The organism is Providencia sp. PROV129 (assembly GCF_028482245.1).
Classification (GTDB): domain Bacteria; phylum Pseudomonadota; class Gammaproteobacteria; order Enterobacterales; family Enterobacteriaceae; genus Providencia; species Providencia vermicola.
Genome location: NZ_JAMPQD010000014.1, coordinates 23,622 through 35,849 on the forward strand (window position 1 = coordinate 23,622; position 12,228 = coordinate 35,849).

Annotated in this window: 13 protein-coding genes; 7 read left to right on the forward strand and 6 right to left on the reverse strand. The window is 39.6% G+C overall.

Features of this window, described 5'->3' with window-relative positions:
* Window positions 1-59: 59 nt before the first annotated feature.
* The 3 genes from yebS (at window position 60) to PSF27_RS09965 (ending at window position 3,981) form a co-directional block, all read left to right on the forward strand.
* Window positions 60-1,286, forward strand: a complete 1,227-nt coding sequence (gene yebS, locus PSF27_RS09955) for a membrane integrity lipid transport subunit YebS (protein ID WP_272681386.1) — start codon at window positions 60-62, stop codon at window positions 1,284-1,286.
* Window positions 1,261-3,600 carry a PqiB family protein gene (locus PSF27_RS09960; protein ID WP_272681387.1) on the forward strand — a complete coding sequence of 780 codons (2,340 nt, stop codon included), beginning with the start codon at window positions 1,261-1,263 and terminating at the stop codon, window positions 3,598-3,600. The genes yebS and PSF27_RS09960 overlap by 26 nt, the downstream gene beginning before the upstream one ends.
* Window positions 3,601-3,747: 147 nt before the next feature.
* Complete coding sequence (locus tag PSF27_RS09965; protein WP_206086170.1) at window positions 3,748-3,981, forward strand: DUF1480 family protein; 234 nt, start codon at window positions 3,748-3,750, stop codon at window positions 3,979-3,981.
* A 423-nt stretch (window positions 3,982-4,404) separates the two neighbouring features.
* Here PSF27_RS09965 and PSF27_RS09970 read toward each other — a convergent pair whose 3' ends face one another.
* The 4 genes from PSF27_RS09970 to ftnA form a co-directional block, all read right to left on the reverse strand.
* Window positions 4,405-4,752 (reverse strand): DUF2511 domain-containing protein, encoded by a 348-nt coding sequence (locus tag PSF27_RS09970; protein WP_206086171.1) that lies wholly within the window; start codon window positions 4,750-4,752, stop codon window positions 4,405-4,407.
* A gap of 65 nt (window positions 4,753-4,817) precedes the next feature.
* On the reverse strand, window positions 4,818-5,714 hold the full coding sequence (gene copD / locus PSF27_RS09975) for a copper homeostasis membrane protein CopD (RefSeq protein WP_206086172.1): 897 nt from the start codon (window positions 5,712-5,714) through the stop codon (window positions 4,818-4,820).
* A gap of 1 nt (window position 5,715) precedes the next feature.
* Window positions 5,716-6,102, reverse strand: a complete 387-nt coding sequence (gene copC / locus PSF27_RS09980; protein WP_272539386.1) for a copper homeostasis periplasmic binding protein CopC — start codon at window positions 6,100-6,102, stop codon at window positions 5,716-5,718.
* Window positions 6,103-6,336: 234 nt separating this feature from the next.
* Window positions 6,337-6,840 (reverse strand): non-heme ferritin, encoded by a 504-nt coding sequence (gene ftnA, locus PSF27_RS09985; RefSeq protein WP_206086174.1) that lies wholly within the window; start codon window positions 6,838-6,840, stop codon window positions 6,337-6,339.
* 292 nt (window positions 6,841-7,132) lie between these two features.
* Here ftnA and PSF27_RS09990 point away from each other — a divergent pair, with 292 nt between their 5' ends.
* Window positions 7,133-7,363: a DNA polymerase III subunit theta gene (locus PSF27_RS09990; protein WP_272681388.1), complete on the forward strand. Its 231-nt coding sequence runs from the start codon at window positions 7,133-7,135 to the stop codon at window positions 7,361-7,363.
* A gap of 76 nt (window positions 7,364-7,439) precedes the next feature.
* Here the strand turns inward: PSF27_RS09990 and yebF are convergent, their stop codons facing one another.
* Window positions 7,440-7,805, reverse strand: a complete 366-nt coding sequence (gene yebF / locus PSF27_RS09995) for a protein YebF (protein ID WP_206086176.1) — start codon at window positions 7,803-7,805, stop codon at window positions 7,440-7,442.
* A 192-nt stretch (window positions 7,806-7,997) separates the two neighbouring features.
* Window positions 7,998-8,177 (reverse strand): YoaH family protein, encoded by a 180-nt coding sequence (locus PSF27_RS10000; protein WP_206086177.1) that lies wholly within the window; start codon window positions 8,175-8,177, stop codon window positions 7,998-8,000.
* Window positions 8,178-8,301: 124 nt separating this feature from the next.
* Here PSF27_RS10000 and pabB point away from each other — a divergent pair, with 124 nt between their 5' ends.
* From pabB to PSF27_RS10015, 3 genes are all read left to right on the forward strand, one after another.
* Window positions 8,302-9,681, forward strand: coding sequence for an aminodeoxychorismate synthase component 1 (gene pabB / locus PSF27_RS10005; protein ID WP_206086204.1), 1,380 nt, complete (start codon window positions 8,302-8,304; stop codon window positions 9,679-9,681).
* Window positions 9,665-10,225 carry a CoA pyrophosphatase gene (locus PSF27_RS10010; protein WP_206086178.1) on the forward strand — a complete coding sequence of 187 codons (561 nt, stop codon included), beginning with the start codon at window positions 9,665-9,667 and terminating at the stop codon, window positions 10,223-10,225. The genes pabB and PSF27_RS10010 overlap by 17 nt, the downstream gene beginning before the upstream one ends.
* Before the next feature lie 277 nt (window positions 10,226-10,502).
* Complete coding sequence (locus PSF27_RS10015) at window positions 10,503-11,867, forward strand: L-serine ammonia-lyase (RefSeq protein WP_272681389.1); 1,365 nt, start codon at window positions 10,503-10,505, stop codon at window positions 11,865-11,867.
* The last annotated feature ends 361 nt before the right edge of the window (window positions 11,868-12,228 follow it).

A 12,228-nucleotide genomic window follows, 5' to 3' on the forward strand; every position in this document is an offset into this window, starting at 1 on the left:
TTTGAGGTAAATTTTTTTACACTAGATTACATCTAGGCGAAACCCTAAAATGAGCAAATATGAATCACATTAATCATACTGACTTGATTTTGCAACGTTGTCGTCACTGCAATCAAAAAATTCATACGCCGCCATTTAGCCCGCGGCAGGTTATTATTTGCCCACGATGCGCCTCTCAACTCAATGACGGCCGTTCATGGTCATTAAATCGACTGTCTATCCTTGCCATCACGCTGCTAATGCTTGCACCCATTGCATTTTGGCAACCACTAATATCAATTCATCTATTGGGCAGCCAAATCAACGCCAATGTTATAGAAGGAATTCGCTTAATTAACCAGCAAGGTGACCCCATTACTGCCAGTATAGTGGCTTTTTGTGCAATTGCCGCCCCTTTGCTACTTCCCATTTTAATTTTATCGTTACAGGTTGGTCGAAAAATCGGCTTAAACCTCAGGCCTATTTTATTGGTCTTGGGCCATATAAAAGAATGGGTCATGCTTGATGTTTACTTAATTGCACTGGGTATCGCTGCGATCAAAATGCAAGATTATGCTAGTGTATTTATCGGCCACGGGCTGATTGCCTTTATCACAATGTCTATTTTGAGCTTGCTGATCCTCATCCACATGAACCTTGACCTGCTATGGAAAAACGTTTATCCCATCGAAGAAAAAGACTCGCAAGCCGACGCAATGACCTGTACAGCCTGCCATTACACAGGCCCACCCAATAAACACGGTAGGTGCCAGCGCTGCCATTGTCCGGTGCAATATCGAGATCCTCATAGCTTACAAAAAACGTGGGCCGCACTGATTGCTGCCATGGTGTTATTGTTTCCTGCTAACCTAATGCCGATTTCCATTTTTTATTTAAATGGTCAACGACTCGAGGATACCATTTACTCAGGTGTCGTTTCGCTAATCGATTCGGGTAACTGGCCAATTGCAATTATTGTTTTCATTGCCAGTATCTTAGTCCCGTTTATTAAAATTATTATTATGATTTTGTTGCTATTTTCGATTCATTTTAATAGCAAAACTGACCCCGTCTTACGCATGAAGCTCCTGAAGTTTGTTTCATGGATTGGCCGTTGGTCAATGTTAGATTTATTTGTCATCGCACTGATGATGACGCTCGTTAACCGAGAACAATTAATGTCCTTTACTATGGGGCCTGCCGCTCTCTATTTTGGCACCGCCGTGATTCTAACGATTTTAGCCGTTGAATGGTTAGACAGCCGTTTAATTTGGGATTCTTATGGAAAAACAAAACCCGCAAAATGAGCCTTCTGATGATGTTGCAGAAGCGATACAACGCCGACGTGTGCATATTTCGCCTTTTTGGCTGCTCCCCTTAGTCGCCATCTTTATCGCTGGATGGTTATTATTTCAACAGTGGGTTGAGCGCGGCACAGATATTACCATTGAATTCACCTCGGCTCCTGGTGTCGTCGCGAATCGTACCCCTATTCGTTACCAAGGTGTTGAAGTGGGTTTAGTGCAATCTGTGGCGATTAGCAAAGATATGAAAAACATCATTGTCACGGCCAGTATAAACAAAGATATGCGCTCAGCCTTGAATTCAGGTACTAAATTTTGGCTAGTCACCCCAAAAGCGTCCCTTGCAGGTGTCTCAGGGCTCGATGCCCTTGTTGGTGGGAACTATATTGGTATGCTACCAAGTACGGGATCTGAGCAATTTTCTTTTATCGCACAAGACACGCCCCCTCAGCAAAATATTGACCAAGGCGAGCTGCTCATCCACCTTTCAGCTCCCGATTTAGGTTCATTAAATGAAAACTCGCCTATTTATTACCGCAAAGTGCCTGTTGGTCATATTTCAGATTATACCGTTTTGCCAGATAACCAAGGTGTATCCATCTCCGCTATCGTGCAAAAACGCTATGCCAATTTAGTGCGCAAAGACAGTCAATTTTGGAATGTTTCAGGCTTGCAAGGCCATTTTGACCTAAAGTCTGGCGCAAGTGTCAAAATGGAAAGTCTTTCTGCAGTCATTAATGGTGCCATTGCATTTGACTCTCCAGAAGGCAGTCCACAAGCTGAAGAAGGTCAATCGTTTGTCTTACAAAGTAATGCTGAGGTGGCAAATGCAGCGAAGCAAAACGCAAAATCACCTCTGAATTTAACCTTATGGGCTCATGACACTTTTGGCGTCAATCAAGGGCAGCCCGTTGTTTACCGAGGTATTCAAATTGGCGAAGTGTTACAACGTCACTTAAGTGCTGATAAAGTTGACTTTAATATTGCAATTTATGATGAATATCGCCACCTAGTAAGAGCAGACAGTAAGTTTGTCGCCAATAGCCGTGTTGATGTTCAATTGGGGCTAAATGGATTGCAATTTCAAGGCGCTACGCCGCAAGAATGGCTCGAAGGCGGGCTTCATTTAATTGTCGGAAACAGCCAAGAAAAACTCCCTGATACTTTCCCTCTCTATCGCAGTGACGAAAATGCCAAAGCGGGTATTCTGGGAGTTTCACCACCCACAACTATTACACTTAACGCGACCACTTTACCCGATATCCAAACAGGCTCAGTTGTGCTTTACCGTCAATTTGCTGTTGGGAAAATTATTGCCATTAAACCAACAAAGTTAGGGTTTGCCATCGACGTCAATATTTCCAGTGAATACCGCCATCTACTTACCGAGAACAGTATCTTTTGGGCTGAAGGTGGTGCGAAAGTCGAACTTAACAGCAATGGATTAACCGTCCAAGCAGCGCCTCTCAGCCGTGCAATTAGCGGAGCAATTAGCTTTGATAACGTTGATAGCTCCACCGTAAATAAAGTCCGTCAACATACATTATATCCCAATGAGACCTCCGCAAAAGCCATTGGTAGCGTTGTCACATTAACGACTTTTGACGCATCTAAACTTTCTGAAGGGATGCCAATTCGCTATTTAGGGATTAATATCGGCCAGATTGAGTCCTTAAAACTCTCTGCAGATAAACGCGAAGTTCAAGCAAAGGCAATCCTCTACCCTGATTACGTGAGTACATTTACCAAATTAGGTAGCCGCTTTGCTGTTGTCACACCAGAACTGTCACCTGCTGGCTTAAATAATTTAGACAGTTTACTTCAACCTTATATTAGTGCAGAGCCAGGCCGAAGTAATAAAAATCGTTACCAATTTGAATTACAAGCCGCCAATATTACTGATTCACGCTATCTTGATGGCTTAACCGTCTATCTTGATGCCACTGATGTAGGCTCAGTCCAAGTGGGTACGCCAATTCTCTTTAGGGGCTTAGAAGTCGGCGTTGTGACGGGATTATATTTGGGAGAGCTTTCCGATCGTGTTTATGTTGCGACTCGTATTGGTAAAGAATACCAATATTTGGTTCGTGACAATACCCAATTTTGGCTATCTTCTGGCTTCAACCTTTCCTTTGGTTTAACGGGAGGTGTCGTCAAAAGTGGAACATTTAAACAATTTGTTCGAGGAGGCATTGTGTTTGCAACCCCACCAACAGTGCCGCTCTCCCCTAACGCTAAGCCTGAACAGCACTTCATTCTAAAATTAGAGCCACCAAGCGATTATTTGGAATGGGGAACCTCCATTCCAAAAAAATAACGACTACAAAGGTGCTTGTTACCCCAACAATGCACCTTTTCCTTTTTAAGGATTAAAAAAATATTTTGGAAATAGATTCCATTTATACTATGCTTAATCTCGTTGGGCTGAATTTATACAGCTAAAATCAATCAGTGAGGTGTAATTATGTGTATAGTTAAATTGAAAATATCTTCCTATGAAATCAATGATGCCGTTATGGAGACCCATAAAAGCGATACAGTGAGTATCCCTTGTGATTCTGATACGGATTTTTGTATGCAATTAGACGGTTGGGATGAACACACGAGTATTCCAGCAACGATTGATGAAAAACCCGTGCTGTTATATCGCCACCGTTATGACAAAGAAAATCATCATTGGGTTATGAAGGTTGCTTAGTCGCTTATTGGGCAATAAGGCGATTAATCCAAAGATGATTGGCTTATTATTGATGGGTCAATATGTGGGAAAGCAAACCAATAGGCAAAAAAAGAGGCCTGGTAGATTCCGATTACCGGGCCTTGGGAAATGGCTCTGGCAGAGCCGTGCGCTAAAATTGCCATTGAGACGTAACAAAGTACACCTTAATACTAGCTTTCAATGTACGTTCTTACCACATTAATTATCAATTATTTTACATATTATTAACACAATTTATTGTTTAATATTCTAATATTGAACAATTTGTTTAATAGGTTATGCCTATGTAATTAATCAATAAAACCTTTCAATCAATTACTTCATTGATATATAAGATAAATTTCAACAAGCAACTATTTTAGCTTCCCACTCTTTTCAATGATAAAAACAACTTAAATATACCTACTTACTACCACACAATTTCGCAGCAGCTTCCTTTAACGGTAAAACACGTTCTTCAACACTTTTCGTAGTCTCAATCGGCTTGAGTAATACATCGATTGGTTGGCCTTTAATTTCTTTATTATTCATTTGTGTTGCAGCGATATCATTTAATGGATATTGCATTAATGTGGCTGGATTGATCACCACCAGCGCACCATTAGTGCGGCATTCCAACATCACCTCTTCACGTGTAAAGGGCCAATCATCACCAAATTGTTTTTTACTAACTGATGTTAAGGGAGCAGCAACAGCAGTACTAATTGTTCCACCAACTAATAAGAAGCAAATAATGAGTTTAGATTTCATTGAGATGACCTTGTTAAACGAGTGCGATAATAATTCGCTATTATCAAATAAATAAAATGGTTTTGCTACACGGGTTGATACGTGGCAAAAATGGCTACTGCTAAAATCGCCATTGTCCCTAACAATAATTCGACCCAGCTATTAATGATCAAATAATTAACTTGCCCTTTTTGCTTGATCCTTGGCACGATGTAATAACGGTTAATAGATGCAAGCATTATCATTCCCACGACCAATATAATCTTAAACCAAAGTAGTGATTGATATTCAGAGCCTGAATACTCCATTGGCCATTGCGGCAAAATGCTTATCGCACTTATGACGCCAGTGATAACTACTAAAACAACCGCAACGTGCCCATAACAGGAGAATCGCTTCATTGTCTTAATAATTTGCGCATCCATTCCAGCCACAAGTTCACGTTTATTCCGCAAAAATTGAATACAGATTAAAAATGGCCATAAGCCACCAAACCAATAGGCTGAACTAATAAGATGAATAAATTGATTAAAGCGATGAAGCCCGCCAACGATACCATCTTGCATCGCGGCATGCCCAACGAAGGCATGTAAGCCAAGAGTAAGAATAGAAAGAAGTAAAACAAGGTGTAATCGTAACTTAATAGACTTAATAAATAAAACTACCAACAAAATTACAGATAATAATAATTCCCAGCGCCAAATTTGACCGAATGATGTCCCCAGCACGCCCTGCCAGATATCCCAATCTGTTGCATCCTCCCAGCCATCCCCCATTAAGCCCGCTTGTGCTAACATCCAGCCCCAAATGGTTACAACAGTAACGACTGCACAAAAGTTGATCCCTTTATTCAAATAACGGCTAATGAGATAACTAAATTGCCCACAACTCAGCAACGCTGCAAATATTGACATTCCACACATCAATATTGCAGCAATAAAATGAATAAAACGGATTAAGGTATAAAACGCGTCCAGTGACATATTATTTCACTGTAAAGCTATAAGTCCCTTTGGTTTTGTGGCCATCAACTGAAACAACACTCCAGTTAACATCGTATTTCCCTGAAGTCAGTTTACCTTCAACAGGCACGATGACTTTGGTGTCATTACTTGGGTCTAATGTCGCTTTTCCTGTTTTAACGATATTTTTTTCAGGTCCGATGATAGACACTTTCGTAAAGTTAGCTTCAATACCTTCAGAGAAATTTAACGTGATTGATTCAGGCGTTTGCTCAATTGCGGCACCTTCTGCTGGAAGTTGGTCTTTTAAATGTGCGTGGGCAAAAGCTTGTTGGAAAGACATCCCTAAAAATAAGACAGCGATTGCACTTAATTTGCGCCATGAAGATTTAATATGGGTAATTGGCATAGTAACCTCTTAATTTGCAGGTAAATTTAGAATAATTGCCAATCATTATACGGAAAAAAACAGTTTGTGCCGCTTAAAAACGGGATTTAAGCGTCCATCCTGTGAGTATTCACACAAAATGAAAAGAAAAAGGCTTATGAACATTGAAATTAATCACTTTTATCCATAAGCCTACTAAGGTCTTTATACATCAGATAGGTTGAATTTTAGCCATAACCTATTCGTAACACAAAATTAGATGTGTGTAGCTGCTGACATATTTTTCAAATCTTTATCCAATAAGAATAGTGCTTTACCAGACTCACCCACCATATCCAGTTTATCCAGCACCGATTTAAATAATTTCTCTTCTTCGTGCTGTTCTGCGACATACCATTGCAGGAAGTTAAATGTTGAATAATCTTGTGTAGTCATTGCTAGGTGCGCTAACTTATTAATTTCACGAGTAATTAATTGTTCGTGTTCATAAGTTTGATTGAACACATCAGAAATAGATTTAAAATCAACAGGTGGTGCCGCAATTTGACCTAATAATGGCAGTGCGCCAGTATCGCTAAGGTAATCAAACAAACGCTGCATATGTTCCATTTCTTCTTGAGAATGTGCCTTTAAAAAAGCAGCTGCGCCTTCGTAGCCTTTATCACTACACCAAGCGCTCATTTGCAAATAAAGATTTGCAGAGTAAAACTCAAGGTTTAATTGTTCGTTTAATTTTTTGACCATATCAGTAGTTAACATATTTTTACCTTAATGTTTAAATATTCCTGAGGCTATTATGCACAGTATTACAATAATTAAAACCCTAAAACATTCTGAAAACAAAAAAATCCAATTTACTGATTATTAATAACTTTTGCTAAAAACAATAATAATCAATCTCATTATCTTTCTCTGTTTTTAAAGTCATTACTTAAATATAAAACTATATTAGTTTGATTATATTTTCACGTTCTTTTCGATAAGAATTGAGACTTCTTCTCATTTAATCGCTACAATATTCCTAAATCCCATTAAGTGATAGAGAATTAAAATGAGCCATAATCTTGCTTTATTGCCCAAAGATGAAATGGATAAGGTTAACGTTGACTTATTGGCATCAGGCGTTGCATTCAAAGAACGCTATAATATTGCCATTCTTGCCGACGCTGTGGAGCGGGAACAACCCGAGCATTTAAGGGAATATTTTAGAGAAAGGCTGGCCTATTACCGCCAATTATCACAAAATTTCTCGCGGTTACCATACGAACCCAGAAATCGTTAAGAAAAAAGAGGGGCATCTCCCTCTTTTTCATTATCAGATATTCAATTGCAAATATTTGAAATTGAATAAAACCAAATTATTTGGATGTGTTATAAGTCACTGTATTGTTTTGGCAATCCACTGAAACAGAATAATGGAGGTCAGATTTTGCCCCTCTTACCACTAAGGGAACTGTGTAGCCTGTATCTGTTTTAGTTACTTCATTATCATTAACCCAAGCAACGGCTTTTTTACCTAGTGCGGCTTTTTCTTCCGTCCAGCGTGGTAGACGATTATGCATAAAATCACTTTTAACCTGAGCCGCAATTTGTGACTCTGTTAGTGCGCCACAGCTCACAAATGGTGCAGCCTTACCTTCTTCCTTATTAACACTTAACGCAAATGAACTAAAAACAAGAGCGCACGTTCCTAAAGCAATCGCTATTTTTTTATTCGCTTCCATACTCTCCTCCGACACCTAATTATTAGGTGAATATTTTTGATTAGTTTAGCTGCTCATTTAAGCCTATAAGAAGGTATTAAATTTGCGCGTTGTCTGTGAATTATTTTCTAACGACATTAATAAACAGAATGACTTAACTAATATTAATTTATCAGATTCATGTATGGATGTTAATAGTATGTTTACTTATTATTAATTTTCATCATCAAAACGTACATGCACTTGCTCTTTACCTTGATGTTTCTCACGAATTTCTTGTGCAACGAGTGCGATTGCTTCTCCACTACTCATACCATCGGCCATTAATTGGTGAATTTTTTCCACCGCTTCTTGCTGTTCTTCATGATTAAGTGCAGGGATCCCTGATAACATGGTTTAAACCTCATTCATAAAAGACTAAAATTAATCTTTAAGATTTTAACATCTCTTCGATTATTAAGATAAGAATATCTGTTAGTCTGGTTAGATTCACTTGCGAAAAAATAAACTTATCACCATGATTATTAATAAAATTCAGTTACCATATAGCCCAACAGCGGCAATCGATTATTTTACGCCACTCGCTCACCAACCTTGGGCGATGCTATTGCACTCGGGCAATGCGAAACACTCACACAATCGTTTTGATATTATTGTCGCTGATCCAATAGCAACACTCACAACCTATCAAACACAAACAACAATTACCGAACAGAATCAAGAACCTATTATTTCTGGAGCATCGCCATTCGCCTTGCTTCAAACGCAACTTGATAAGCACCATGCAAACCAAATATTGGATAATACATTGCCATTTAATGGCGGGGCATTGGGTATCTGGAGCTACGACCTTGGCCGCCGTATTGAAAAAATCCCAGAAATTGCGAAAACTGAATTAACATTTCCCGATATGGCAGTCGGCATCTATTTATGGGCGCTGATTGTTGATCACCAAGATAAAACCGTCACATTAATTAGTCATCAAGATGCTGAAGCTCGCCTAACTTGGTTGCAAAACCAAAAAGCACCCCGCAAAAATAAATTTAAGCTCAATACCCCCTGGCAATCCAATATGACCGAGGATGAGTATCAGCAAAATATTGCTCGCATTCATGAATATTTGCGTAGTGGTGATTGTTATCAAATCAATTTAGCACAGCGATTTAAAGCAAAATATAAAGGAGATGAATGGAACGCTTTCCTAGCCTTGCTTGAAACGAATGGCGCCCCATTCTCTTCCTTTATACGTCTACCAGAAAATGCCGTCATTAGCATTTCCCCTGAGCGCTTTATTTTATTGAAAGATGGCGATATCCAAACCCGCCCGATTAAAGGCACACTTCCGCGTTTAGACGATGAACAAGACGACTTGGCTCAAGCGCAAAAGCTGGCTAACTCACCTAAAGATCGCGCTGAGAACTTAATGATTGTTGATTTATTACGTAATGATATCGGACGCGTAGCGAAACCAGGTACCGTTAAAGTGCCTGAATTGTTTATGGTTGAACCCTTCCCTGCCGTTCATCATCTCGTGAGCACAATTACGGCAAGATTAGATAATCCATATCGAGCCACCGACCTACTACAAGCTTGTTTTCCTGGCGGTTCCATTACAGGCGCACCAAAAATTCGAGCAATGGAAATTATTGAAGAATTAGAACCTCATCGACGGCATGGATATTGTGGCGCAATAGGCTATATTAGTTTCTGTGGCAATATGGACACCAATATCACTATCCGAACCTTACTAACCTATAAAAAGCAGATTTACTGCTGGGCAGGCGGTGGTATTGTGGCAGACAGCCAAGCTGACAAAGAATATCAAGAAACTTTTGATAAATTGAGCCTTATTCTACCTCTATTAGGAGCGTTAAATTCGGATGACCGAGCTGAATAACTTTATCAACCGTTTTCAGTTTACTTTACCGACAACCCGTCAGGCACAGCGCCAGACGGGTAAGTCGGCTGCGGTTTTATTACCTATTATTAATAAACCTAATCCAACCCTGCTACTGACCCAGCGCTCACCATTTTTACGTTCTCATGCAGGGCAAGTAGCCTTTCCAGGTGGCGCAAAAGATCCTGAAGATGGCTCATTAATTCATACTGCGCTGCGCGAAACTTTTGAAGAAGTCGCCATCCCACCGGAAAAAGTGAAGGTACTGGGGCAATTAGCACCGTTGCAAAGTTATGGTGGTTATGAGGTCACCCCCATTGTTGGCTTGCTGCCTGCCAATATTCAATATCAAGCAAACCCTAGTGAAGTCGCCTCTATCTTTGAAGTTCCACTTTTTGATGCACTGTCATTGCGACAACATAAATATGTGGATATCAAACGCTCAGGCCGTGAAAATCGAATTTTTTTCTATTGGTATAACGGCCATCTCGTTTGGGGTTTAACTGCATCCATTCTTCATCAATTAGCATTGCAACTAGATTAACCCTTGCAATATAAACCACTGAATAAAATTAATTTTTCAAACAAAAATTTTACATTGACTTTTATCTGCTCTCTATCATTCCTAATTTTTTTAATGTGGCTGTATAAATTTAAAGCAAAACACAAGCAGATTGTGCTATTTACAATCAATTATTCCTAAGCAACTACCTTATTTCAAAAAATACTTTAAACTTACTGGTTAACACTACTAAATAACAGTAAAGTAGCGCCTTTTAAAATAAAGCACTCTATTTTCAACTTTTTTTAAGGAGTCCTGCGTGATAAGCGTTTTCGACATGTTTAAAGTGGGCATTGGCCCGTCAAGCTCTCATACCGTTGGTCCAATGAAAGCTGGTAAAGAATTTGTCGATGATTTAGTGAGCAAGAATCTATTACCTAACGTCACCCGTATCTCTGTTGACGTCTATGGGTCATTATCGCTTACTGGTAAAGGGCACCATACTGATATCGCCATTATTATGGGGCTGGCAGGTAACTTACCTGCCACCGTTGACATTGAATCTATCCCAACTTTTATCAAAACGGTAGAAGACACCGAAAAACTGCCTTTAGCGAATGGAGCTCAATCAGTTGATTTTCCACGTGAAGGTGGCATGAATTTCCGTCAGGATAACCTAGAGCTACACGAAAATGGCATGACTATTCATGCATTTGCAGGAAATGACGAAATTTATACTAAAACCTATTATTCAATTGGTGGCGGATTTATCGTTGATGAAGAACACTTCGGTGAATCAACGGTTGATAGCAAGCCAGTATCTTATCCATTTAATTCAGCAAATGAATTGTTGCTAAATTGCAAAAAATCAGGTTTATCAATTTCCAGCCTGATGATGAAAAATGAACTCGACCTTCACTCAAAAGAAGAGATTGACGACTATTTCGCAGATGTATGGCATACCATGCAAGCATGTATTGAACGGGGCTTAAATACAGAAGGTGTGTTACCTGGCCCATTACGCGTACCGCGTCGTGCGCCTGCATTAAACCGTGTGGTCACATCATCAAGCAAGTTATCGAATGACCCAATGAATGTCATTGACCTCATTAATATGTATGCCCTCGCAGTAAATGAGGAAAATGCGGCGGGTGGACGTGTCGTTACTGCCCCAACTAACGGAGCATGTGGGATTGTTCCTGCTGTTTTGGCTTACTACAACCACTGTATTGAGCCAGTTACACCTGAACTTTATCTACGTTATTTCTTAGCGTCTGGCGCTATTGGTATTCTCTATAAAATGAATGCGTCTATTTCAGGTGCAGAAGTGGGTTGCCAAGGTGAAGTTGGTGTTGCTTGTTCGATGGCCGCTGCTGGCCTAGCAGAATTACTCGGCGGTAGCCCAGAGCAAGTGTGTATCGCCGCTGAAATAGGCATGGAACACAACTTAGGTCTTACTTGTGATCCTGTTGCAGGTCAAGTTCAAGTCCCTTGCATCGAACGCAATGCAATAGCCTCCGTTAAAGCAGTCAATGCAGCAAGAATGGCTATCCGTAGAACCAGTGAGCCTCGAGTCTCATTGGATAAAGTGATTGAAACCATGTATGAAACAGGCAAAGACATGAACGCAAAATACCGTGAAACCTCTCGCGGTGGTTTAGCTATCAAAGTGCAATGTGACTGATTAAGCCTGTTTATTCCTACAAAGCGCCCTTTTTTTCATTCGAAGGGCGTTTTTTCTTCCTCTCCCATACAATATTATTCACTTTTATTCACTAAGCCCCCGCATTACCAACAAATTTTTTTAATCAATTCACCATACTAGCCCAACGATTTTCACCTTATTCCATTCAATTTCGACTATGTGTTCAATCTCAAATCAAGACTATTTTATTCTAAAAACCAATTTTGTTAGTTCTCTCTGATTAATATTTATCATACAAAACAGTCTATTTTTTACTCAAAAAATCAATACCAAACACTTTTATATTCGATTTTTGTTACCGATAACAATAATTTACTCTGGAAAATAATTATTTATCACG